This window comes from Paenibacillus cellulositrophicus (assembly GCF_009363095.1).
In the GTDB taxonomy this organism is placed as follows: domain Bacteria; phylum Bacillota; class Bacilli; order Paenibacillales; family Paenibacillaceae; genus Paenibacillus_AQ; species Paenibacillus_AQ favisporus.
The window spans coordinates 3,371,398-3,397,587 of record NZ_CP045295.1 but is presented as its reverse complement, the minus strand read 5'-3'; the positions used below and the strand labels follow the sequence as shown (position 1 = coordinate 3,397,587).

Annotated in this window: 14 protein-coding genes; 9 read left to right on the top strand and 5 right to left on the bottom strand. The window is 56.4% G+C overall.

The genetic code is table 11. From position 1 onward, the window contains the following. Positions 1 to 4: 4 nt before the first annotated feature. The gene (locus tag GCU45_RS15210) at positions 5 to 730 is read left to right on the top strand and encodes a DsbA family oxidoreductase (protein ID WP_152399533.1); all 726 of its coding nucleotides are present in this window, start codon (positions 5 to 7) and stop codon (positions 728 to 730) included. Positions 731 to 883: 153 nt separating this feature from the next. Here GCU45_RS15210 and GCU45_RS15205 read toward each other — a convergent pair whose 3' ends face one another. After that, positions 884 to 1,939 carry a serine hydrolase domain-containing protein gene (locus tag GCU45_RS15205; RefSeq protein WP_152399532.1) on the bottom strand — a complete coding sequence of 352 codons (1,056 nt, stop codon included), beginning with the start codon at positions 1,937 to 1,939 and terminating at the stop codon, positions 884 to 886. A 251-nt stretch (positions 1,940 to 2,190) separates the two neighbouring features. Here GCU45_RS15205 and GCU45_RS15200 point away from each other — a divergent pair, with 251 nt between their 5' ends. Further along, positions 2,191 to 4,575, top strand: coding sequence for an Ig-like domain-containing protein (locus GCU45_RS15200; RefSeq protein WP_244364083.1), 2,385 nt, complete (start codon positions 2,191 to 2,193; stop codon positions 4,573 to 4,575). A 116-nt stretch (positions 4,576 to 4,691) separates the two neighbouring features. On the opposite strand, the gene uvrA is transcribed toward GCU45_RS15200, so the two are convergent. The 4 genes from uvrA to GCU45_RS33800 all read right to left on the bottom strand — a co-directional run bounded on the left by uvrA (position 4,692) and on the right by GCU45_RS33800 (position 10,338). Next, the gene (gene uvrA / locus GCU45_RS15195) at positions 4,692 to 7,235 is read right to left on the bottom strand and encodes an excinuclease ABC subunit UvrA (protein ID WP_152399531.1); all 2,544 of its coding nucleotides are present in this window, start codon (positions 7,233 to 7,235) and stop codon (positions 4,692 to 4,694) included. Between the two features lie 219 nt (positions 7,236 to 7,454). Beyond that, the gene (locus tag GCU45_RS15190; RefSeq protein ID WP_152399530.1) at positions 7,455 to 9,245 is read right to left on the bottom strand and encodes a hypothetical protein; all 1,791 of its coding nucleotides are present in this window, start codon (positions 9,243 to 9,245) and stop codon (positions 7,455 to 7,457) included. Positions 9,246 to 9,260: 15 nt separating this feature from the next. Continuing rightward, positions 9,261 to 10,196, bottom strand: a complete 936-nt coding sequence (locus GCU45_RS15185; protein WP_152399529.1) for a hypothetical protein — start codon at positions 10,194 to 10,196, stop codon at positions 9,261 to 9,263. Then, on the bottom strand, positions 10,189 to 10,338 hold the full coding sequence (locus tag GCU45_RS33800) for a hypothetical protein (RefSeq protein ID WP_163880163.1): 150 nt from the start codon (positions 10,336 to 10,338) through the stop codon (positions 10,189 to 10,191). Before GCU45_RS33800 ends, GCU45_RS15185 begins: the two co-directional genes overlap by 8 nt. 341 nt (positions 10,339 to 10,679) lie before the next feature. Here GCU45_RS33800 and GCU45_RS15180 point away from each other — a divergent pair, with 341 nt between their 5' ends. From GCU45_RS15180 to GCU45_RS15150, 7 genes are all read left to right on the top strand, one after another. Further along, the gene (locus tag GCU45_RS15180) at positions 10,680 to 12,464 is read left to right on the top strand and encodes a vWA domain-containing protein (protein WP_152399528.1); all 1,785 of its coding nucleotides are present in this window, start codon (positions 10,680 to 10,682) and stop codon (positions 12,462 to 12,464) included. Positions 12,465 to 12,506: 42 nt separating this feature from the next. Continuing rightward, positions 12,507 to 15,896: a tubulin-like doman-containing protein gene (locus tag GCU45_RS15175; protein ID WP_152399527.1), complete on the top strand. Its 3,390-nt coding sequence runs from the start codon at positions 12,507 to 12,509 to the stop codon at positions 15,894 to 15,896. A 3-nt stretch (positions 15,897 to 15,899) separates the two neighbouring features. Next, a complete protein-coding gene (locus GCU45_RS15170) occupies positions 15,900 to 18,386 on the top strand; it encodes a transcription initiation factor TFIID (RefSeq protein ID WP_152399526.1) in 2,487 nt (828 codons plus the stop codon). Positions 18,387 to 18,423: 37 nt separating this feature from the next. Beyond that, positions 18,424 to 19,704, top strand: a complete 1,281-nt coding sequence (locus tag GCU45_RS15165; RefSeq protein ID WP_076173001.1) for a vWA domain-containing protein — start codon at positions 18,424 to 18,426, stop codon at positions 19,702 to 19,704. A gap of 19 nt (positions 19,705 to 19,723) precedes the next feature. Beyond that, a complete protein-coding gene (locus tag GCU45_RS15160) occupies positions 19,724 to 20,386 on the top strand; it encodes a beta-mannanase (protein WP_152399525.1) in 663 nt (220 codons plus the stop codon). 1,238 nt (positions 20,387 to 21,624) lie between these two features. Beyond that, on the top strand, positions 21,625 to 22,884 hold the full coding sequence (locus GCU45_RS15155) for a hypothetical protein (protein WP_076172999.1): 1,260 nt from the start codon (positions 21,625 to 21,627) through the stop codon (positions 22,882 to 22,884). Beyond that, positions 22,884 to 26,150, top strand: coding sequence for a GAP1-N2 domain-containing protein (locus GCU45_RS15150; protein WP_152399524.1), 3,267 nt, complete (start codon positions 22,884 to 22,886; stop codon positions 26,148 to 26,150). The genes GCU45_RS15155 and GCU45_RS15150 overlap by 1 nt, the downstream gene beginning before the upstream one ends. Positions 26,151 to 26,190 lie beyond the last annotated feature (40 nt).

Sequence of the window (26,190 nt, the reverse complement as noted above, 5' to 3'; positions counted from 1 at the left end):
GCATATGAAAATCGAAGTATGGTCGGACTTTGCCTGTCCGTTCTGCTATATCGGCAAGCGCCGTTTTGAGGCTGCCCTCGAGCCGTTCGCGCACAAGGATGAAGTCGAGGTTGTGTTCCGCAGCTTCGAGCTGGACCCGGGCGCACCGAAAGACAACGATAAGGACATTCACAGCATCCTGGCCTCCAAGTACGGCATGAGCTGGGAACAGGCCAAGGCGGCCAACGACAATATGACCGAGCAGGCCAAGACGGTGGGGCTAACATACAATTTCGATACGCTGGTCCCGACCAATACGTTTGATGCGCATCGTCTGACGCAGTGGGCCGGGGAGTTCGGGAAGAAGTATGAGATGACGGAACGGCTGTTCAAGGCGTACTTCACCGATTCGGAACATTTGGGAGACCGTGCGGTATTGGCGCGCTTAGCCGGCGAAATCGGGCTGGACGCCTCTGCGGCAGCCTCCATGCTGGAGAGCGATGCTTACACGAACGATGTCCGCAAGGACGAGGGAGATGCGGGACGACTCGGCATCAACGGCGTGCCGTTCTTCGTCATCAACCAGAAATATGGCATTTCCGGCGCCCAGCCGACACAGGTGTTTGCCGAAGCGCTGGACAATATCTGGAAAGAGGAGCATCCGTTAACGCTGCTGGGGAATAGTGCTGAGGGGGATGACCTCTCCTGCACGGACGGCTCCTGCCAAGTGCCGACGGATAAAAAGGCGTAAACGCTGCGCTCGCCGCAAGGCGCCTGGAATTGAATAAAGGCTGTTAGAAGAAGAAAGGCTGCCTACAACCGGGCTTGCGAGCAATCCGGGAGGCAGCCTTTTTGGCTGTATATTTTATTAAGGATTTTTTACATGAGGATGCGGTTAGACCGGTTAATAGACCGTTTTGGTCAGCTGCTTGAACAGCTGGAAACCGATCTCGTCCACATGCCGTTTCTGCGGCCTCATCATGGACAGCATTTTCATCGCAAAACTGCCGTTGTTGGACAGCACGACGACCGCCGTGTTTTTTTCCATGTGAAAGCCCAGGAAGCTGCTTGAGCCGTACGTACCGCCGTTATGCCAGTGAATCCGGTCGTGGTAGATGCCGGTTTTGACCATCCATCCGAGGCTGACGTCCTCGCCGCGGCGCACCCGGTGGCGGGGCTTCTGACCGTCGCGAAGCGCGGCCGTGATTGGGGCGGAGCCCATGCCGACGTTCGCTTTTGCAAATTGGAGCAGATCGCGCGCCGTGGAACGCAAGCCTCCCGCGCCGGCGAGAACGCCCAAATCCCAGTGGGGAACCGGCTTGCCGTTGGCTGTATACACCGGGAGGAGACGGGACTGCTGCTCTTCATTCAGTTCAAATACCGTGTCCTCCATAAATAACGGTCCGCAGATCTCTTCCCGCATAAGCTGTTCCAGACTCAGGCCGGTGCAGCGGCTCAAGATCAGTCCAAGCAGGCCTGCGCCGAGATTGGAATACTCGAAGCTTCCTCCCGATGAGGGCCTGGTTTTCTGCAGGTCCTGCAGCAGATGCTGCTCGGTGTAGTTTTGGTACGGGTTCAGTTTGTCGGTGACGGTCTGCTTGAGACCGACCGGCAGCCGGGGGAGTCCGGAGGTATGCGTGGCGAGCTGTTCCAGCGTGATGGCGCTGACTTTGGTGTTAGAGGCGATTTCAGGTATGTATTGGCCTACGGTATCCTTCAGCTGCAGTTTGCCCTGACGCTGCAGAATACACAGAAGTGAGGTCGTAAAAACTTTCGTTACGGATGCGATTTCATAGATGGCTGATGCGTAATCGAAGCCCGGAGGTTGTCCCCAGCCGGTGTAAAAATGGTCCCCGTTCTCCAGAATGCCGATGGTGACGCTCAGCGGGTTTCTTTCCCCGTAATGCTCCTGCACCAGGTAGTTGGCTTCTTCAATGATTTCATGGTCAGGAATGATCATGCGCTTATGGCACCTCCTATCTTAATTAGACGCCATGACCCCCGTACAGGTTTCGCTAGAAAGTTTACCAATTAGAGGATTACCCCTTTTTAGCGTGCGTGACGCGCAAATTTCAGAATCAAACGGCGGTTTTTATCAAAAAATTGCAGAAAATCTCCAAAAAACTAACATTTTTGGCTGGACTGACCGATATGGGAGGTAGGGTCTTTTTTTGTTTCTACTCAAAATAAGGGAATTGGAGGGAATTTACATTGCGAATCAGATTAAAAAGGGTACTGGTCATGTCGCTGGTTATGGTGCTGTGCATGGCTTATGCCGGAACGACCTGGGCTGCCACGGCGGATTTGACCAAGCTGGTTTTGTCCAAAAATGAGCTTACCCTTGAAATCGGCGATACGGCGAAAGTAACCGCGACGGGTGTATATTCGGATAATTCAACGGCAGATTTGACGGTAAAGGCGAGCTGGAGCAGCTCGAACAACGTAGTTGCCACCATATATAACGGTACCGTAACCGCGAAGAGCGAAGGTACGACAACGGTAACAGCCGTATTCGGGGACGTATCCGAGTCGGTGTCGGTGACCGTAACGAAGAAGGTCAAGGCGCTTACGAAAGATGTGCAGAGCCTGGATTTGAAGCTGGGGGACAAGCCCCAGATCAAGCTGACCGCAACTTATACAGACAACAATACGGAAGAAGTTTCCGGCAAAGCGGACTGGTCGACGGATAACGCCAGCGTGGCGACGGTCGTGAACGGAACGGTGACGCCGGTGGGTCCGGGTACGGCTACGCTGACGGCGGTGTACGGCAAGCAGACCGTAACGATTCCGGTGAGCGTAGAAGTGGTGAAGCGGCTCGATGCGGACCCTGCGCAGGTGTCCATGCTGCTGAGCGAGAAGACGCCGGTGCAAGTGACGCTGAAAGCGACCTATCCGGATGGCACAACCAAGGATAACGTTGCGGCCGACGCCGAGTGGACGTCGAGCAACGAAGGCGTGGCGGACGTCATTAAGGGGCAGATTACTCCTTACGGTCCGGGAACCGCGACGATTACGGCGAAGTACGGTACGAAAACGGCAACGATTCAGGTCGATGTCGACAAGACGGTCCGCCTGAAGGCGGACAAGCAGGATATTTTCCTTCATGCAGGGGACTCCACCACACAGCCGATCAAGGTTGAAGCGGTGTATCCGGACAAGGATCCGGTGGACATTACAGGAGATGCTGTATGGTCTTCCAGCGACGAGAAGGTCGCTTATGTGAACAAAGGCGTTATCACGGCCATCGCGCCGGGCGCAGCGATCATCACCGCCAAATACGGGGACAAGAGCGTGGCTATTAATGTCGACGTCGACGTGCCACGCCACCTCGATCTGGTCGAGAAGGTTGCGCTGAGCCTGACGGGTGAGAAGACGAAGCAGCTGGACCTGATCGCTACCTATGCGAACGGGGAAACCGAGAAGGTTCAGAGCAAAGCCGTGTGGAAATCCAGCAATGAGGACGTCGTTTTTGTCAGCGGCGGGAATTTGACGGCTTTCAAAAAAGGGGAATCCAAAGTCAGCGCCACCTACGGCGGAGTGACGGTAACGACATCGGTAGCGGTCGACATGCCGCTTAGCATCTCGCTGCCGGTGAAGAAGCTGTCCCTGAAGGTGGACGCCACTTACCAGGCGAGCATCGTGCTGGATTACGGTGCGGACCGTGCAGCCGAGACGATCTCGTCCAAGGACAAGGTAGAATGGAGCACAAACAAAAAGGATATTGCCGACATTGATGAAAATGGACTCATCACCGGCGTGGCGACAGGCACCGCGACGATTACGGCCAAGTACGAAGGCAAATCGTACACGATGACCGTGGAAGTCGGATTGGTCAGCGACCTGAAAGCGTCGGATACGCTCGTGATCATGTCCGCCGGTGACAAGAAGCAGCTGACCTTGACCGCGAAGGATGCGACGGGTACGGTGGTGGACGTGACCAAGGAAGCGTCCTGGAAGTCGAGCAGCTCCACGGTTGCCGGGGTAGACAATAATGGCCTGGTATCCGGTCTGAAGAGCGGGAAAGCCAACATTACCGCTGAGTACGGCGGACAGAAAGTAACGATCCCGGTGGAAGTCGACGTCATCTCCGCCATTGAGGCGAGCGAGACCGCAGTATCGCTGAAGACGGCAGGCAAAGCCAAGGATAAAACGGCCACCGTCAAGCTGGAAGTGACGTTCAGCGACGGCAGCACCAAAGACGTGACGTCCAAGGCGGAATGGAAAACCGGAAATTATAAAGTAGCATCGGTTAACGACGGTGTCATTACCGCCGCCGCTTACGGCAAAACGACAGTGACGGCCAAGTACGGCAACAAGACGGTCCGGATTCCGGTCGAAGTGGATACGCTGAAATATTTGCAGACTGACAAGGTGAGCGTGACGCTGAACGTCGGCGACAAGCTGACGCTGGCGGCCACGGCGACCTACATGGACGGAACCGATGTGGATGTCTCCAAGCCGGCCCTTTGGAAGTCTTCCAAAATTTTGACGGCCACGGTGAAGGACGGCCAGATCACGGCTAACGGCAAAGGCAAAGCGACGATCACGGTCAGCTTCGGCGGCAAATCGACCAAGGTGGTCGTTACAGTGCAATAGAACATAAGCGGATCAAAGCGATCCGAATATGAAGAATCACCCACAGTCCATGTGACTGAGGGTGATTCTTTTTTGCCTGCGCAAGCTGCAGGAGCCATGGCGATGGGGAAACGCGATCAGCGTGACAGATGCTCGGCCAGATAGCGGCCTGTATAAGAGGCCTGAACGGCCGCCACGTCTTCCGGCGTACCCTGCGCGACCAACTGCCCTCCGGCATCCCCGCCTTCGGGTCCAAAATCGGCGATCCAGTCAGACGCGGCGATCAGATCGAGATGGTGCTCGATCACCATGACCGTGTTGCCGGCGTCCACGAGCCTGTTCAACAGACGGCACAGATGCCGGACATCACTGGGATGAAGCCCGGTCGTGGGCTCATCCAGCAAGTACAAGGTATGCCCTCTGCTTTTTTTGCCAAGCTCCTTCGCCAGCTTGATCCGCTGGGCTTCTCCGCCCGACAGCGTCGTCGTGGGCTGCCCCAGCTGCAGGTAGCCGAGCCCCACTTCACCCAGCAGGTTCAGCATGTCGGTTATTACCGGCTCCTCGAAGAGGGCAGCATTCTCGAGGACGGTCAGGTTCAGAATGTCCGAAATGCTGAAGCCCTTGTACTGAACAGCAAGCACATTCTCTTTGAACCGTTTTCCCAGGCAAACGGGGCAGCGCACCTCGACATCCGGCAGAAAGTGCATATCCAGCTGCAGGGTGCCCATGCCGCGGCATTTCTCGCACCGGCCGCCAGGCGTGTTAAAGGAGAAGTGCTTGGGACTCAGCCGTTGTTTCCGGGCCTCAGGCAGCTCCGCGAATAAGCTGCGGATCGGGGTAAACAGGTCGGTGTAGGTCGCGATATTGGATCGCGAAATTTTCCCGACCGGGGCTTGATCGACGGCGATGACCTTGTCGATAAGCTCCAGGCCGGTGATGCGTTCGTATTGGCCTGGCATATCGCCGGACAAACGAAGATGGGATTTTGCCGCAGGCTCGAGGATATCGAAGAGGAGGGTGGATTTGCCTGAACCTGAAACCCCCGTCACTGTAATCAGGCATCCGAGCGGAAAGCTGACGGTCAGCTGCTTCAGGTTATGGGCGGAAGCCTGCTCAATCGTAAGCTTGCTGCCGCTGCCCGCTCTCCGCGTAACCGGAGGGCCGGCGATGTCCACCTCCCGCAAATACCGCCCGGTAGCGGATTCGGGGATTGCTTTCAACTGTTCGAGTGTTCCGGTGCCGACGACGGTCCCGCCTTCTTTTCCGGAGCCGGGGCCAATCTCGATCAGATGGTCCGCGGCCTTCATCACCTCGGTATCATGTTCGATGACCAGCACGGTATTTCCCAAATCGCGGAGCCGCTTCAGCACCCGGATCAGCTTGTGGGTATCCCGTGGATGGAGACCGGCCGTTGGCTCGTCCAGTACGTACAGGACGCCGGTGAGGCCTGAACCGAGCAGCGAAGCGAGCCGGAGCCGCTGGGCTTCCCCGCCGGACAACGTGCTCGCCTTCCGGTCTAGCGACAAATATTCGAGCCCGACGTCGATCAGCCGCTGGATACGGTCGGCCAACCCGTTGAAAATGGGCTCCCATACGGCCAGGCTTTCGCCTGGCAGCTCCTGTTTCAACTGCTTGAGCCAGGCATAGAGCGGGAGAAGGGTGTAAGAAGCCGCCTCGATAATAGTCGTACCCCTAATGGTAACGAGCCGGCCCTCTCTCCCCAATCGCGATCCCCGGCAATCGGGGCAGGTCTGCTTCATAAAGTACGGGTCCCATTTTTTAGAGCCCGATTCTTCCGGGTCTCCGTCATGTTCCCTGTACTTGCGTAGCAAATGGGTGATCAAGCCTTCAAAATTGCCCTGGCCCACCGTTTTGGGAGGCTTAACGCCGGGGAAGTGGCGCTGGAACTGCTCACTGGCTGCGCCGTAGAGCAGCATGTCGCGTGCGATCGCGCCATAATCGCGGATGGGCAGGTGCGGCTCGTACGGGAAACCGTAATGTTTAGATGCCGCCAGCAGCACGTCCGCATAGTATTCGCGAACCCAGCCGTCCCAGAGCGTTACGCCTCCTTCCAAGATACTGCGGTCTTCCTGCAAAAGCCGGTCCACGGCAATATCGGTCACGATGCCGATTCCTGTGCAGGTCGGGCAGGCTCCTTCAGGCTTGTTGAAGGAGAAGTAGGCCATCGTCAGCTTCGGGATCGGGGCATGGCAGTGCGGGCAGGGCATATGCTTAGGCTCCTCAATCGCATCTTCCGATGGTTCAAGAACTTCTTCGGACACCGTTGGACTGTCTTCGAAGACGGGGTGAATGCTTTGACCGCAAGCTGGACATACCCGCACGCCAAGCTTGGCGTACAGCACACGCAGGTACGTATAGATTTCCGTAACGGTCCCGACGGTGGACCGGGGGTTCCTGTTGGTCACATGCTGGCTGACGCTGATGGAAGGAGACAGGCCGCGGATGGAATCCACCCGCGGTTTGCTGATGAAGTCCGTCACCATCCCCATGGACTCCATGTACTGCCGTTGGCATTCCTTTTGCAGCGTATCCATTGCGAGCGACGATTTGCCCGACCCGGACAAGCCCGTCAGCACGACCAGCTTGCGTTTGGGAATGCGGAGCGAAATATTTTTCAGATTATGCTCCCGGGCCCCTTCGATTTCAATATATTCATCCACGAATCCATCCCTCTCTTTCATTTTGCGATACGGTACCTTGGATGGTTTTAGAATAATTCATATATACGACAAAAGTTGTCGTAATTGGAAAGATGGCATAGTAAAAAAGGCCTCTCGCCGAAGCGGAAGCCTTTTAATGTTCATGAACGATCCTAATAACTAGACCAGGAACGATTCATGCACGATATTCTTTTTGAAATTGGTCTTTGGCCACCGAATCTACTCCAGCCGTTCCACGTCTACGACCGGTATGTTCACAGACTCGACGGTTTGATCGCCGTCCGGGTACATCTCCTCGGACTCGTTATAGGTTCCGATGACGGTCACGCTGCCCTCGGTGAATTGGAAATTGCCCCTCAGTTTGATATACGACCCTTCCATTTCTGCGAGCGCCTCGCCCTGGCCGCCTTGGACGATATAGATGGTAAAGCGAACCTTCTCTCCCGGATGCGACGGCAGATCGGTCGCTACGATATCCGTAAAGTCCTGCTGGAAGCCCGTAAACTCATAGGCGTCGCCGCGCCGCTCATATATCGCCTCCGGTGCCGTGCCTCCGGCAGCGTCCATCCCGCCGGTCACGCTGTCTCCGCCAATCTCCGGATTCGTCACCAGGAGCGACTTGTCCGATTGAACGCTATAGCCGTCCGCGCTGAATTGGAACAGCTGGACCATGCCGTTCTCCCGGACTTCATAAGCGGCATACAGCGCCTTCCGGGACGTTGAGTCCGCTTCGACGAGAATGACCGGCGTGCTGCCCGTGCTGAGCGACGGTTCGATGGAGACTTTCCGGATGGCGGCTCCCTGCGGGAAATCATGGCTGCTGTAACCCTGCACCGTCTCATCGCTGTTCATCCGGGTGAAATAGACGGTGTTGCTGCCGTCCGCCCCGATGGCATAGGCTTTGCCGCCAAAGCGATCCGCTCCTCCGCTGACGAAGTCGTAGGAGGGGGAAGGATCGGCGCTCTGCAGCAGGCGGACCGGATCGTGAACCGTCCAGGCCAGCTGGGCCGCCTTGATCTTGTCTTCCGTATCCTCGTAGCCGGATATGGCCTGGTAAATCGCGATCGCCTCTTCATACTTATGGTTCTTCACTTTGCGGTCTGCGCCCTTCAGCCAGGTGCCGATTTGCCGGGTAATGTAATCCTGGACAGCGGACTGCTTCATGCCGGCGCCGGCCATGTAGGCGGTGTACATCTTGGCGTGGGCGGCAAAGTTTGCCGCCTGGTCTCCCTGCACGTCCTTTGTGAGCAGGGTGCGGGTGAGGGAGTCGGCCTTTTCTTTTACCCAATTCGCCTTAAAGCTGCGGCTCTTGTATTCGGTCATCATGGACAGCGACCAGTCCAGCATGTTCTGATACTGCCCGGCACCCGCCATGCGGGCCATCAGAGCCTCGTCATACGATTGAAATTTTCCGCTTAACTGCTTGCTTTTGGCTTCCGCACCGCCGTAAAATTCCGCCGGAATGGCCAGCAGATTCCATTTAAAGGCATTGTCGTTAACGTCCCCCTGGGCCAACTGATCCTTCGCCTGCTGGTAAAAGAGGGATTGGAACTGCTTGAAGTCCTTGGTCAGATCCTCCGAAATGCCGTACATGGCGGAGATCTTCGGATAGTAGGCGGCCAGCGGCTGGCTCGCAGCCATATACTCCTTCTTGGCGGCAACCAAGTCGGCGTACACATTCATAAGACCGTCAAAATCCCGGTTTCTGGCAGCAGTTTCCGCGCGTTGATCCAAACGGGACAGCGACTGCCTCATGGAGGTGATCGGCTCAAGCTCTTTCAGCCGGGAGGCGATCAGATCTTCCTTATAGCGTATGGACCGGTTTGCAGCGGCTTTTTGATACCATTCCTCTGCGCTGATCAGATCTTTCCGGTCGTAGTACTGACCCGCTGTGGCGACCCAATCGATCTTCCGGTTCATGTCATAACCCTTGACTCCGATCAGGACCAAAACCGCGGCGCAGAGCAAAATATACAAATTACGCAGGGTTAGCGCGTTTTTCATCGTCATATCTTTATGGCCTCTTTATTCCCATTTTTGAAAATCTGGGTCCCAGCGGTACTTTTCATTATAAATGGCGGATACCTCGTCGCGTAAGCCGTCCCAGGACTGGTCCGGATTGCGCCGCACGATCTGGTACAGGCGCAAAAACCGCTCCCGCGGCAGGCCGCGCGCGTAGCGCCGGATGAAATCAGGATACATATCCACGTACTTCTTCATCCGTACAGCAGCGCCGGCCGCAGCCGTCATAATGCTGGCACCCTGCTTCATTTGCAGGATGTAACGCTCATGAATGAGCAGATAACGAATGGCGCTGGCCTTGATCAGCTCGCGTTTGACCTTGGCGATTTCGCCGATATAAGCGGCCAGATCGGAATCGAAGTCCTCGATCAGCAGCGGCTCCAGCTCGAGATCCATATCTTTGCGCAGCACGAACGACTGGAGCAGCACGATTTGCTGCAGCTGGATCCGGTCGTTATGCACGATGGTGGCAATCTCTCGCAGAATCTCGTACCCGATCTGCTCGTCATCCTTAATGGCGGCCGAGGCGGTCGACAGATTCAAATAGATGCCTTCCAGGATCAGGCGCTGGCTCCCGTGGAGCAGCTTGTCCAGCTGGCGGCGCGTCTCGGACGGCAGCATGCGCCGCTGGAGCAGCCACAGCAGCACCGTCAGCAGGATGCCCCCGCCCAGGCAGACGGCAATCTGCTGGAATGTCTGGCTTAGCAGCACGGCCACCAGCGTCAGCAGAAGGGCGGCAAGCCTTTCCGTCTGCATCGACCGCTTGGCGTTAATCGCCGCCTGGTCCATGACTGGGATCAGCGCGTGACGGCCGCAGTTGGCGCAAGTGTCTTCCCACAGGACGGTAAAATGATGGCAATGTTTGCAAACTCTTAACTTTTGATAGGCATATCTCGTTCTATAATAAGGGCGCAGACGTACCGGCTTCTTCTTAACCATGGCGGTCTCCCGGGTTGGCAATGGTGAGCAGCGTTTCGTCCAGCTCTTCCGGCAGCGGCGCGGTCTTCTGGCGTCTGAAATAATTGACGGATTTGATCAAAACAAAAAGAAACAAAACGGCGAGACATCCGTAAGCAATCATATCAATATTCCTTTCTATCGGATGGATAATTATGCAAGTTGATAGTTAGGTCCTAATGCCTACACTCCGCAGAGCTCCTGTAAACATTGAACTTTGGCAGGTATAATTATATCATAATGTTATAGATTGGGATATTTTAGCGCTCGGCATGGAAGTTTCTACTGAATATGGAATGAAACTAGAAACGGTGCTTCACGTTTTTTTATCGTTTCTTAAGGAATATTTAAGACTTTTTGCCTAGAGTTAATAATGGCACTCTTACGGCTAGGAAAGGTCGAATTTTGCAGAATACTGACTCGAATATTGGAAACCGAAGACTAACGTTGTGAAGGAGAAACGCTATGCATTTAAAAAATAAATGGACGCTGTGCCTGCTGGCCGGGGTGCTGCTGCTTGTGTCATGGTGCGGCTTCCTGCCGCCGGTATCGGCTGCCGGGCAGCCGTCATCCCAGATTGACGCTGTACTGGTGATGGACGCCAGTAATTCGATGAAGGCTAGCGATCCCAACCGGATCAGCGGTGAGGCGATGAAGATGTTCATCGACATGCTGTCCACCCAAGGGGACAAGGTCGGAATCGTCTCCTATACAGATAAGATCCAGCGGGAGAAGGCGCTGCTTGAAATTCAATCCGCGGCGGACAAGGAAGATTTGAAGCAGTTCATCGACCAGCTTGACCGCGGCGCCTATACCGACATTTCGGTCGGCGTGGATGAAGCGGTGAAGGTGCTGAAACAGGGCATGGACAAGAGCCACGAGCCGATGATCGTCGTCCTGGCGGACGGCAACAATGAGCTTGACCCGAAATCGGGCAAGACGGAGCAGCAGGCCGACCAGCAGCTGAGCGCCGCCGTGCAGGAGGCGAAGCAGGCAGGCATCCCGATCTATACGATCGGGCTGAATGCCGACGGCAAGCTGAACAAGGCCGCCCTGACGGATCTGGCCAGCCAGACCGGGGCCAAATCGTTCTCCACCAGCTCGGCGGATGATTTGCCGCAAATTTTGAGCGAAATTTTCGCCAGCCACCAGAAGCTGAAGATCGTTCCGGTGCAGTCGATCACCGCGAACGGCAGCTATCAGGAAGTGACCATCAGCGTTCCGAATGCGAACGTGCTGGAAGCGAACATTTCAATGATGTCCGGAAGCCCGGTCGACGTGAAATTAACCGATCCTGCCGGGACGGCTCAGACCATTCCTTCGGCGAACGTGCTGAGCTCCAAGTCGAAGACGTACTCCCTGATCAAGCTGCTGAAGCCTAAGCAGGGCGACTGGAAGCTTCAGGTGAAGGGCGTTCCGAAGGACAAAATCGACATCAATCTCGTCTTTAACTATGATTTGGACCTGACGATGGATCCGCTGCCGTCCAAATCGGTGAAGCCGGGTGACACGATAGAGATCAAGTCGTATCTGGTCAGCAGCGGCCAGAAGCTTCAGGATCAGGCGCTGTATGGCAGTATGGCCGCCAAGCTTCTGGTGAAGGACCTCGATACGGGCAAGACCGAGGAAGTTAAGCTGACGAACCAAGGAGACCATTTCGAGGGTTCTTACCAAATTCCCTCCAAGCACCAATACGAACTGAAGGTGCGTGCGGAAGACCAAAGCTTCTACCGCGAAACCCAGCCGGTGACCGTCAGCGCAAAGCCGGCGGCTTCAGGCACGGGGGCCGGGACGGCTGCTTCAGGAGCGTCTAAGGATAAACCGTTCCCTACGATGCTCGTCGTGATCGGGGTTATTGCCCTTCTGATCATCGCGGCCGCGGCGTATTTTATATTAAATGTCGTGAAGAAGGCCAATCGGGGCTTTGTCGGGCAGATGGTCATCGAGATCCGCGACGAGAATACCGGGGAGAAGACGTACCCGCAATATAAGAAGCTGACCTCATTCCGGGGCAAGTTCAACCTGCACCAGCTGCTCCAGTTGGCGCCGGAACTGAAGGAAACCGACAAAATCATGTTTACGCCGGGCAAGAACGACCGCCTGGTGCTGAAAAATGCCTCGCCTTGCACGATTGAGCGGTCCGGCCGCGTTCTGGATGCTTCCATCGGCGTGGAGCTGAAGAGCGGAGACCGCCTGAGTGTGTCTCTGCAGCAGATTGATAAAACGATACAATTTGAATATTTGGTGTAACAGTTTATTCATATCCGTACACCTTTTCCAGGAGGGGAATCTATGAAACCGGTCGTTAGAGAACATATACAGCAGCTGGACGTGTCGCTGGGAGGCGGTATCGTCAGCGAAAAAATCCGGGTGGACACGATTGACAACCCGATTCTGATCATCGGCCTCGGCGGCACCGGCATTGATGCGCTGCTGCGCCTGAAATACCAGATCAACCGTCGTTTTAAGCTGCCGGAGGATCCGCTCTCCAAGAAGAAAATGGACAAGCCGGACAACGTTGAGTTCCTGGCTTTTGAAACGAACGAGCAGGACCGGAACAAACGCTACAAAGGCGTGGGCCTCGATCCGATCAACGAATTCGTGCTGCTGTCGAACGCCGAGATCGGCGGACTGCTGCAGAACCGCAGCATTTTGGAGCCGTACATTACGGACTGGCTGTCGCCCGAGCTCAGCATCACCGACGGCATGAACGGCGCGGCGGGCGTCCGCCAGGCGGGACGCTTGCTGCTTTTCACGAAGATCAACCAGGTCGTGCAGGCCATCGACAAGAAGATCAAGACGCTCTCTGTAGGCACCAACAAGAAGCTGATGGTGTTCCTGCTGACCGGCCTCTCCGGCGGTACCGGAAGCGGCTGCTTCCTGGACATTGCCTATATCGTCCGCGGCATTATCGAGCGCGACCATGGCTCCGCCGGGATCGACCGGGTCAACACGCTCGGTTATCTGTTCACGCCGGATATTAACCTGGCGAACAAGAGCCTTAGCGAACATACGCGTGAGTACATCAAGAAGAACGGTTATGCGGCCCTTAAAGAGCTCGACTACTGGATGAACGTGGATGCGCGCGGGGAGCGGTTCAAGCAGCAGTACGGCAACATTTTGACCGTCAACTCGCCGCTCCCGCCGTTTAACCTGTGCCATCTGATTTCGGCGACCAACACGGAAGGCAAGCTGCTGGAAAATGCTTACGATTACTGCATGAACGTCACCGCCGAGAACATTACGAACTTCATGGCGAGCGAGGAAAAGCAATCCGGCGAAGAATTCGCCATTCACGACTATATCAGCAACATCCGCACGAACATCGCCCAAATGAACAAGGCGTATCCGGCCAACTACGATTACAACATCATCGGTGCCTCGTCGGCCGTGCTTCCGATTGAGGAAATGACGACGTTCCTGGCGTACCGCCTGTTCGGCAAAATGGAAACGATGTTCGAAAAAGCGCCGAATCAGGAAGACGTGGAGAAGTTCGCCCGCAAGCTCGGCGTCGATCTCGACACGATGGTGAAGACGTTTGAATCGCGCGTGCCGGAGCCGCTGCCCGGCTACCAGAACAGCGAGCGCTTGAGCTACACGAACGTTGTTAAAAATCAGGTCATCAACATGGACACCGAGCTGGAGCAAAATTTCCTGGCGCGGGCACGGGAGGAATATATCAAGGCGAAGAAGCAGCTGCCAGGCGAAATCGTGGCGCAGTTCAGCGACCAGATCCGCCGCATGTTCCTGCACCCGCAGCAAGGGCCGTTCTATGTGTCCCGTCTGATCTACACGGAGAAGGGATTCAGCCTGCTCAAAATGCTGCTCTCCTATATTGAGACGCTGCGCGAGAACCTGACCCGCATTCCGCGGGACATCGAGGTGGCCCGGGAGCAGGCGGATGAGCGTCTGGGTGATGCAAAGAGCGCCTTCGTATCCAAAGAAAAGAAGAAAAACGTCTACATCGAGGCCAAGATCAACGAGTATTGGCTGATGGCGGATGTAGAGCGTACCGAGCAGATGATCGAGTTCTACGAGGATCTGTATGATCTGCTGAACAAGGAAAACAACCGTATTTATAACGTATATACCGAAATTTTGAACGCACTGAACTCCATTTTCGCCAAAAACGGGGACATTCTCCTGAACGGGGAGGAGCAGCAGGATCACAAGGGCAACAAAACCTACTACTGGAATCTGGTCAGCGTGCCCGACATCTCGAAGGTCATTAACCGCATGATGGAGCAGAAGGATGTTGACGATCTGATCCGCGACTTTGCGCAGGAGTTGCTGGACCATTCCAATCGCTGGATTCGCGAGCAGGAGATCGACGTGGTCAGCTCCATTTCGGAGTTTCTAACTGACAAGTTCGGCGACCTCATTACCCGCTCGATGGAAGACTTCCTGATCATGAAGTTCGGCCAGGAGGAGTCGATCGAGAAGTTTGTGGAGCGGAACATCGCCAGCAAGCTGGACGAAGAGGCCGTGCCGGTCTTCCACTTGAGCAACAGCGCAGGCAATCTGTACTTCCCGTCCTGGGGGTTTGTCTCCGTGCCGGTGCAGGCGCCGAGCATCCTGAAGGGGATCCGCAATTATCAGAACAATTCGGTGGGCAAATCGCACTTTACTGTCAAAGAGAGCGAAGTGAAGAACCGGATCTTCTGGCTGAACACGAAAAATGGCGTGCCGCTGTTTGTGTATACGCCGCTTAAAGTGTACGAAGAAAGCTACGAACGCACGATTCTGGACAAAGAAGGCATCGGCCGCCACCTGGTGCAGACCGATCGTGTGAACTGGACGTACCTGCCTTCGCCGATTCCGGAAAAATCGTGGGGCGAGACCTACGTAAACCCGCGGGTGCAGAGCTACAACGCCCGTGTCCGCACCGAATTCGACCAGGCGCTGCAGCTGAAGGTGGTTCAGCTGAAGGATGCAGACCAGAACACCAGCAACCGCTATGCTGTGGTGTTTACGAAGCCGTTTGACGTGGAGTCGGCGCTGCGCGCGTACGACATGCAGCTGAATTCCGCCAAGCCGAATCTTGGCGAAGTGAAGCGGGCACTGACCGAGCTGAAGCGTTACTTGAGCGAGGGCCTGGAGCGGGAAGGATCGAAGGATATCTTCGGCTCGATCAATGAGGAGCTGGCCAAGGAGAACTTGATCCGTTCGCCGGAGCTCATCGCCCGGGTACGGGCCGAATTGGCCAAATATACAGCCATTGCCGCCAAGGCTGCCGAGCTGGAAGACATCATCAGCCAGCATCAGGATGAGGAGAAATGGCTGGACCAGTTTATCGAAGCGATGTACACCGGCACGATCTGCAAGAAGGGCGCCTTGTACGTCTACGACCGCGACCCGGAAGAAGAAGCGTGGCAGCCGTTTGCCAATCTGCTGAAAAGCGTCAATTACGTCGAATACGAAGTGTTTAAGCATTTCCGCGGGCTGGATGAGAAAAGCCGCAGCACCCTGCTGCGCAAATCGTCCCGCCGGGATGCCGAGCTGACCGCTTCGGAGGATATCACCCCGCTGCTCACCAAGCTGGAGGAGCTGTCGGCGACCTTCCTGGAAGCCCGCGACCGTCTCGAATACGAGAAGGTGGAGCTGGCGGACGGGGAAGACCGCTATCAGTTCTACAGACAGATTTCTTCCAAGCTGAACGATATCCGCAGAAGGCTGAAGTAAGCGATGAACGGCATTTTAGAGCGGTTTGCATCCAGCTATGCCGCGGCCCAGGAGAGCCTGACGGGTAAGGGAGACGACCAGAGCAGCATCCATTACCCGGCGGTGCTTCTGTTTATCGGCGACAAGACGGCGGACGCCATCGGCCCGATCATGAAGATCCACCGGCAAAAGTGGGATAACAGCGCCGGAGTGACGTATTTCCATGTCGGCACGGCGTCGGGCAACGACCGGGGAGGTGCTGTTTCAGAGGAAACCCACGGCACTTTGGCGTCCATGGCCTCCAGGGGAAGTCATGCGAATGAAAGGTTTGAAGCCAAAGGGTACGGGTTCGGCGAGGTGCACTCCGAAAACGGGGGCTCCTTGCTGAGCCGGTTTCTGTTGGACGACTCCGCTGTGCCGGGTGATCCCAAAACGATACGCAAAGAGCTGCACCGGGCGTTCTACCGGAACGAAAAGCAGCTGTTCGAGCTGAATAAGGCGATCCGCCGGCTAGAGTCTCATATTGCGGGCTACGGCCGGATGTATTCCTCGTTCGACCGGATCCATCTCTCTGTCATTACGCGGGTCGACGACCCGCTTAATGTGTTCATACCGGAAATTTCGCTGCTGGCCCAGTCGATCTTCAGCCAGTCCTTTAAGTCGGTCCAGATGGACCTGTACGCGCTGATCAGCGAACGGGAGCAGCTGGAGTCGTTCGGATACGCCAGCTCGGCAGGGATGGCTTTTCTGCGGGAGCTCGACATGATGCAGCGCCCCGAGTACACGTTCTCTGCGCCGCTGCACGTAACGGAGGATGGACTGTCCATTCCGGTGAGACATCCGGCTTCGCCGCTCTTCGATCTGGTGTACGTGCTGTCGGACAAAAACGAGCGCGGCATCGCCGATCCTGGCGGCATGCAGGACAACTATGAGATCATCTGCCACCTCGGCCTGCTGAAGAACCGCAAGCAGAAGGAACATCAGGTCGACGGTCAGGCAGGAAGCTATAACAATACCTCCTTCAAAAACAACATCATGACCGAGTCCGGCCGGCAGGGATATGTCTCCGCCGGTTTCTCCAGGGTCAAGCGGCCGAACCAGCCGATTGCCCTGACGGTGCTGTACCATTTTTACAGCCAGCTGCTGCTGCGGATGAAGACCGGAAGGGAGCTCGGCATCAAGGAACGCCTGGCGTTCTTCGGGCTGGATCCGGCGGCGGTTTCGTCGCGAGCGGACCATGTGGTGCCGGATGGCAGCCGGATCGAGGAAATGAACGGCATGATGACCCGGCCGGTCGGCTTCGCTTCGCTGAAAGGCATGTCCGTACGCGAAGCGGAGGAGGCGCTGTTCGGTGACGGATGCCGGCGGTATTTTCAAGCCAACTACGAGCAGGAGGCAAACGAAGCGCTGGGCCGCCTGGACGGGGCGGAAGAGCTGGATTCCGTCATCCGGCAGCGGATGGCGGAGCATCCGGAGATCAGCGTGTTCCACATTGCGGCATGGACCGGCGAGAAAGACGGGGCAGGCGGTGTGCTGGAGGCGCTACGGGCCCGGATCCGCGATATGGCCGGCCAGCTGGAGGCTGACCGGGCCGAGCTCGACCGGTATTACGGCGAGCAGGTGGGGAACCTGCCTTTTCCAAAACGGCCGCTGATGGACAAGCATAATGTGCGGAGCTTTATCCGCTATTTTCTGGAAACCATCTATCAGCGCAAGCTGGAATTGCTGCTTCTGGAGACCGAGCTGAAGCTGTACCGCCGCTACGAGGCGGAGCTGGAGCGTCTGCACGGCCACTACAAACGGCAGGCGCAGCGGCTGGAGCAGCTGGAGGGTGAGCTGCATGCCTCCGCGCAGCAGAGCATTCGGGCTGCCGACGATTATATCGGGCAGAACATTATGGAGTATTACGGACTCGTGACCGAAGACATCGTGCGCGATCTGGAGGCGAGGAGAGGGCCGTTTATCTTTTTCGAGGACCGTTATGTCGGGAACCTGTCCGCATTGGCAGCTGCGGGGACCGACAGACTGCTGGAGAGGCTCATTGCTGTCGTGGAGCGTGATTTGCTGACGGCAGAGCCTTTTGATCAGACCTTTGAGGACGAATTGCTGCGCCGGGCCAACGTAACGATCGATTACAGCAACAAGCAGGTGCTGTCGAAGGAAGACCTGTTCAAGATGCTGTACCGAACCCTTGAGGAGCATGCGGTCATTAACGTGCGGCTGTTTGACTACACGCAGGAGCACCGCTATGAGGAAAAGTATTTCTTTGGCGATGCCAGCAGCGAATTCGTCCGGTATGCCCTGGGGGCAGACGAGACCTCGCGCATCTACAAGCTCGGGGTCGTGCACGAGAAGCGCAGCAGCGGCGTCGAGAAGCTGAACCTGATGGGCGGATTCCATCTGGAGGACTTAATGTATTACCGCAACGGCAAAGCCTATTATGAGACGTACGTCCAGAACGGCTACGAATTTCACGGTGTGGACCCCGGGCAGCTGCCGGAGCTGCGGTAAGAGCCCGGGTGCCACTTAAGAAAGGAAGCATGGTATCATGCAGCGTAAAATCAATCTGCTTCTGCTGCTCCTCAGCCTGATCGGCGGCGCGGCCGGCTACGTCATCGGAGAGGTCGTGCTGCACGTGTGGGGCAGCGATCTTCCGCGAATCGTGGCCATTGGATTATATTTGGGAATACTGGCTCTCTGCATCGGCACCGGGTGCCTGATCGCGGAGATGATGTCACCACGCCTGAATGGGCCGTCCTGGAGACAGCGGTATATGGGGACTTCCTGGAAACTGCTCGTGCCGGCCACACTGGTGCTGGTCTTCGTGCTGGGTTTGGTTTTGGAGTTCGTCTATGAAATCAATCCCGGCCATGCGAAGCCGGTCAAGGACATTGCTTTGGTCATCGACAACTCTGGAAGCATGGGGGAGACTGACCCGGACAATGACCGCTACACGGCAGCCAAAAACCTGATCAACCGGATGGACAGTGACAACCGGGTGGCGGTGATGGTCTTTAACGACCAGACGACCCTGCTGCAGCCGTTTATGAAGGTCAAAAATAAGGATGCCAAACATAAGGTCATCTCCGAAATTGACGGGCTTGAGGCAACCGACGGGGGAACGAACATCAGCCTGGCGCTGGCGGATACGATGAAGCATATCGAGGAAACGAATGACGCCAGCCGGAACACGATGGTTATCCTGCTGTCGGACGGCATCAGCGATGTCGACCTGAACAGCGCCCTTGCGGCGTACAAGCAGCGCCAAATCGCCGTCAACACGATCGGGCTCAGCCTGGTTCAGGCGGATGGGGCGCAGCTGCTGCAGGACATTGCCCGGGAGACGGGCGGGCAGTATTACGACGTGTCCAATGCAGGCGACCTGTCGCCGGTCTTCCAGCAAATCTATGAAGACGTAGGCGACCGGACGCTTCTGACCGAGCGGACCGGCCCGACGCAGGACAGCATCTATTACCGGATGCTGCACATCGCTTTCATCGCCATCATCGGCGGGGCGATCGGCTTGTCCCTCGGCCTGATCTTCGACAACCGGTATTTGGCCCGCAGCTTTGGTATTGGCGGCGTGGTGTCCGGCCTGATCGCCGGAGCCGTGCTCGAATTCGGCCTGTCGGGCCACACCGTTGGCGACGAGATGGTTCGCCTGCTGTCGTGCCTGATCCTGGCCGGCGTGCTCGCCTTGTTCACCGGCGTCATTCCGGTGAAGGAGAACGGCAAGCTGGCGGCCGGTCTTCAGCGTCCAGGCCAGGCCGGACGGACGCAGTCCGGTTTCGATCGGCGCCAGAAAGACAACACGAGCAGAGGATTCTAAGCAGGGAGGCGCATGACTTATGCGGTTTATCGATGCACAGCCGGGCGACCCGGTCATCCGCGGCTTGTCCCACCAGCTGGACGAGGATCGCTGCACCCTCCGTTGGCAGTGGCCGGAGGGGATTCAGGCCGTGTACATCGGCAGAGCTTTTGACATTCTTGCGGACGACGCGGGAGAGGGCGGAGCTTCGGCTCCGTCCGATTCGCCTTCCGACAAGCTGAGGCTGTATACCCGAAACGAATATAAAGCGAACAACGGTTATCACGACCGGATCGAGGGCGTCGGACGCGTCATCTACACCGTCTATGCTTCGGTAACGGAACAAGGCGATGCCGTCCTGTTCCGCCAGCCTGACGGGGCCAATCGTGCCGTCTTCAGCACAGGCAAAGCCCGCGTGACCGTCTCCATCCGTGAGAAGGGCGGATGGCTGCAGAGGTTCAAGACCGTGGAAATCCGGGTGACGACCGAGGTCCCGATCCCAAAGGAAGCACTCTGCTATGTCAAGAAGCAGGGAAGTTACCCCGCCCACAAGGAAGACGGCACGGTGTATCCGTTCGTCATGGATTTCGCGGCAGGGAAAAACGTGCTGCCCGCCATCGAGGTGGGCAAAAACGACTATGTGCGCCTGTTTTTTACGGACGGCAAGAAGTACGGGCAGCTGTATGAGTTACACTCCATATAAGCACCTCCGGCTTCTGTTGAAATCGTGTTATTTTGATGAGATAGGAAGGGAATAACACGATTTCAAAGGAAGCACGTAAACTCTCCGGTCCATATATTCCGCTTGGCAGGGGGCAATTTGTGGGTAGACTCAGGATGCTCCATATCGACATGGCAGGGAGCGTTTGTTGGCGGACACAGGGTGCCCTATGTTCGATTGGCTGGGAGCATTGTGGGCTGACCCAGAGGAGAAGGCAGAAGCTGGATAGCTCGAAGATGGCAGGTGCAAGCCGATTCAGGGATCCGGGGCAGGCCGTACCGGCTGCCTTATGGGCAGGAATGAGCGATAAAATATAGAGATTAAACATATGAACTATTAAACTAGTGAAATTAAGGGTTAGAGTGAACGGAATTGGATTCAAAGGCGAAATGCTAGCTTTGAGAGGCGAAATAATACAGGCTAAAAGTACGCAAGCTTGCGGAATCGACCTGCAAAGCTGCAGAATAGAGTTTGAGGGTTCGCAGTAGGGCTAACCTTTAGATCTGCAGAACAAATAGTTTAGCAGAACAAATAGATGACCAGAACGAATAGATTAGCAGGACGTATACATTAAGGGAGCAGAGCTTAGAGAGAAGTGGATAGAGAGAAGTGGATAGAGAGAAGTGCTTAGAGAATTAGAGGGAAACAAGCATAGAGAGAAAGAGCTTAGAGCCTAAGAGTGAGCTTAAAGATTAGGGCTTTGAACTTAATGTTCAGAGATTAAATTTGCAACCTGGACCATCATAGCGCTAAGGGCAGACTGGCCTGAACGGCTGAATGCCAAAGTTACAGAACTCCATAGGGCTAAAGCAGAGCGAGGCCCAGGGAAGAAATGCTTCCGGAGATGACCTAGCGGAGAGGACGGAATCATTCTGGAGAAGCGGTAGCGGTCGCCTTTGCCGCGGAATTTCAACCTTTAATAGGGTTAATCAAATCAGGAAATTTGGAGGCAACAGCGATCGGAAGAATGATCCGGCATCGGAGCGGGCTGTAGCTTCTCTGCGACAGCTCGAAGAAGATATTCTCGATGTTTTGCTTCCGCAAAACGAGAGATATCAGCGCCTCTTCGAGTCAGCTCACGAAAGGTCATCAGCGCCTCTTCGAGTCAGCTCATGAAAAGGCATCAGCGGCTCTTCGAGCCAGCTTACAATGAGATTACTAGCGGCTCTTCGAGCCAGCTATTGAACATAGAAGTACGGGAAAGGGGGAACGACAGCATCATGGGCATTTTTGACAGGTTCAAGAGGAAGCCGGAGCCGGAGCCCCGGCCATTGTTTTACGATATCGTATGTCCGTACTGCTTCAGCAAATTTTCGCCGGAGGAGGTCGTGTTCCGCGCTGCCCACCATCGGGAAGACGACGAGGATTACGCGCTCCGTGAGGATGAGGAGCTGAACCGCTACCGGGAACGCTTCGGCCTGGATTCGGTGTACGACATGGAAGCGATTCTCTATCCGCGGGATATTCCCGAGGAGCATCAGATCTACTCCGATCACGTGCTGATCGGGCTGAACGACCGCTACGGGGTGGTCACGCGCAGACGGCTGTGCCCGAAGTGCCATAACGAACTTCCGGTAACGGCGGGCAAAGTGCCGAGCAATATCATCTCGATCATCGGCGCCTCGCAGGTCGGCAAGTCGGTGTATATGACCTCGCTGATCCATACGCTTCAGCATATGACGGCGGACCATTTCAATGCGGCCTGTATGCCGCTGAATGCGGAGATCAGCCGCAAGTTCCGCACGATGTACGAGGAGCCGCTGTTTGAACGCGGGGACCTGCTTGCCTCCACGCAGAAGGAGAAGATGCAGGAGCCGTTTATTTTCCAATTCGTGTTCAAGGACGAGACCAAGCCGCCGCTCACGCTGGTGTTCTTCGATGTGGCCGGCGAGGGCATGGTCGACGAGGATTACCTCGGCCTGCACGGGCAGCACATCAAAAACTCCGCCGGCATCCTGTTCATGATCGATCCGCTGCAGATCCGCTCGATCCGCGAGAAGATCCGCCTCAATTTAGGCGACCAGCCGGGCGAATGGGTGTCGCAGTACGATGAGCCGCGGGACGTGGTGCTGACCCTGTTTGGCGACTTTATCGCCTACGAGGACAAGGGCAAAACCGACATACCGACAGCGGTGGTGCTGACGAAGAGCGACATGCTCCACTCGCTAAAGGACGAGGACGGCGAGTACGTGAAGCCGAACAGCAACATTTTCAACAACATGGTGCACCGCAAATATTTGAATCTGACCGAGTTCGAAAATATCGACGGAGAAATCCGCCGCTTCATCGAAAAGGTCGACCGCCCGTTTAAGGGGACGATGGACGTGTATTTTTCCAATACGGCTTATTTCGCGGTGTCTGCGCTGGGCAGCAATCCGGTGGGGCAGAAGCTGCAGAGCGTGGTCAGCCCGATCCGGGTGGATGAGCCCTTTATCTGGCTGCTGTACAAGCTGAAATACATTGAGGGGAGAGAAGACTAGTGCCGGATTTCACTCCCAAAAAGGTTCAGCAGCAAATGTATACCCGCGAACGGCGCGGGATTTTCCGCTCTACCGAAGGGTTTGATACGATCGCCAGATCGCTGGGGCTGGAACATGGTTTTATTAAAAAGGTGCTGCATCCGTTCTGCCAATACGACGCTCCGGCGGAGCTGACCGCTCGGAGCGAGAAGGAATCAGCCGCTTATCCGGACGCCCTGCATCTGTTTCGGGCCGAGACCGGGGAAACGGTTCTGGGGCGCAGCGTGTACCAGCCGGCGGATTTTACCGGGCTGCGCAGCGCCTTTTTTACCCATAACTATGTACTCCCTCCGGGCTGGATGGAGCAGACGGGCACAGATTACCGCAGGCTGCTGAACGCCCAGTTTGCCGAACATTACGACATTGAGCTGGGCCCGGACCTCCCCGAACTGGGAGATTTGCCGGTGGCGAAAGACGGGCAGAATATGGCGGCGGCCGAGGTCATGGCGCTCCTGGAGGAGCTGCATATTGACGAGAAGGTGTTCAAACAGCTGCTGTTTGCAGCCATGTCGTCGGTATCGGGCAAAAAGAAGGTATACATCGTCTTGGACGTTCCGGTGGAGCAGTTGTCCGTCAAGGCGCGCGAACTGCTGCATGTGCTGTACGGCAGCCTGCCTTACGCGCTGCGTAGCGAGCTCGGTTTTCTGACGTATGCCAAAGAGCCGCAGAGCAAAAAGGGCATCCACCTGAACTTCGTGGAAAAAGGGGGCCTGCGCCTCGGCGACCGCAGCGTGGAGAAGGATTATTTGTTTGAGCTGGCGGCGGGCCGCGTCATCAACGTGGACTTGGACTGGTCCAAGCAGCCGTATCTGGATTTTGCCTGGGCGAATCTTCGGAATCCGGAACGGTTGGAGGATTTTTATGCTTTTGCCGACCAAATGATGGAGGGCATGGAGCCGATCCGGCGGATCTCGGTTGCGGGCTACCATGAGCTTTGCGTGCTGTACCAGATCGATCAGGGGCGGGAAGAGCTGTATACGGCGCAACCCGGCACGGTGCTGCGCTGCATCCTTGATTATTTGTCCACACCGGGGGCCATTCATGCCAAAGCCCAGCTGAATCAGCTGTTCTTGACGCGTTTTGACAAGGAGCTGGATCGGGTGAAGCTGGGCGAGGTGCCAGGAACGGACATCATCGAAAGCATCAAGGATTACTATGCCGTCGACGGCAAAAATTTTGGCCTGCGCATCGTGGAGTATTTCATCCGTACGATCAACAATGCGCTGTCGCAGCAGCGTGAGGATATTGCGCAAGCCGCGTACGGCATGCTGGAGAGCACACCGGCCTTGAGCCGCACCTTCTTCGCCCGTGTGCTGAGCAGCCCGGGGCTGCCCGCCCTGCTGTTCGAGCCTTACATAGAAAACAGGCTGAAACAGGCAGCGACAGCCAGCGATCTGGTCGAGCTCGCCGGCGCCTGGGTGCAGAATCACCCGATCGTGCTGGAGAACGCGGTGTTCACCAAGCTTGCGGAAACGCAGCTGATGGACAAGCTGGGCCGGGAGTCCGATCCGGTCCGCGCCGTGAATGCGGTGATGGACCAGTTGGACGATCTCGAGCGGGATCCGGGCCGCGGACTGGGCCAAATCGAAGGCGGGTCGCGGTTTGTCGACCGGCTGGTGTATGCGGCCAATCTCTTTTTGCTGAAGGATCTGGATTTGGAACGTCTTTCGAGAGAGCAACTGCTGGATATTGGATTTCTGCGGGAGGCGAAGGAATTAAGATCGTGGGTATCCCGATTCGATGCCCGCATCCGCTCCAAAGCGAACGTCATGCTGGCGCTCTATCAATGGTTCGGTACCGACCATCCGAAAAGGGAGGACGTGCTGGACGGTTTGTCCTTTGCCGAGCGGGATCAGGTGCAGTATATCGGCCGTGGCTGGCTGCAGCGGGAAGTGAAGCCGGAGGTGTTCGAGTGGATTACTCTTGCCTTCTGTCAGGATGTGGAGACCGGCGCGGTGGATTACGGATCCCTGCTGGATTTCGTGTATAAATACGGAGACAGCCCGGAGACGGTGTATGAGTACATCCAGTGGTCTGCGGACCAGCCGCTGTTTGTTCGTCCGCGCGGCCTGGTGCCCGCGTATGCCGCGGCGATCGTGTCGTTTATGAAAAGAAATGACCCGGGCGCTTTCCGGAACAAAGACAAGGTGAAAAGATACTTTGACTCCGCTCCGCAGGCGCTTCAGCCGGCCTACGCCCGGGCACGGTCGGAACTTGCGCCATCGTGGATGAAGTTTTTCAGAAACAACCGCAAGCCGATCATGCTCAGCTCGGTGCTGCTGGTCATCGTGATTGCGGCAGGCGTAACGATGCTGACGCTGCAGGCGAACGGCGCCTTTGACCGGAAGGCGGACCCGGTAGACGTTACGAAACCGCCAGTCGCTTCCCAGCCTCCGGTGACGGAGACGGCAACGGAAATTCCGCTGCTTACGGCGGAGCAGGTCAAGGATGGGGAGCAAGGGGAATTGACGGAGCTCACCTTCCACTTCAAGCAGCCGGAAGCCTGCCGGAACTTCAAAGCCGGTGAAGTGACCGTCCTGGACAAGGACGGTAACATCCTGTTTGAGGCGATTGATCCGCAGACGGTCAGCCAGTGCGCGGCGGATCCGGCCGGGGGAACGGATTCCACGTCCGGAGATACGGCAGGCGGCAAGGCAACCGACGGGCAGACCTCCGATTCGGCAGGAACGTCAGGCACGGATGCGACGGAAGGCGGCCAGACCGGCGAAACGCCTGGCGGGACCCATACGGATACGACGAAGGACGGACAGGCGGATACCGGCGGGTCTTCCGGAAAGACGAACGCCGCGGATGGAACGTCGGGAACGGACTCGAACGGTGGGGGAGCGGACGCCGGTCAGTCGTCCGACAAGGCTGCCGATCCATCGGATGATGCATCGACTGGCACTGCCGGCGGAAAAGATGGTACGGCTTCAGGCAGCGCAGACACCAGTAACGGTGGCACCGGGGGAGTGGCGGACAGTTCAGGAACAACGGGAACTACAGGTGCACCAGGTTCGGGTAATACGCTGACGGACGAATACACCAGCACTGTAACCGTGAAGCTGGGCAAAAAGCTGGACATTAGCCAGATTGATAAAGTCAACGCGGCCGGAGGATCGTTTGTTTTGACCGTAAATTCTGGGCAAGGAAACACGGATCAGGAAACCGGCGATACGACCGACGAAAAGGCATCCGGCGATCAGCCGTCGACAGATGGGAAATAAGGATGAATTTCAGTGGCAGGACAGATTGGCCCCATTGATA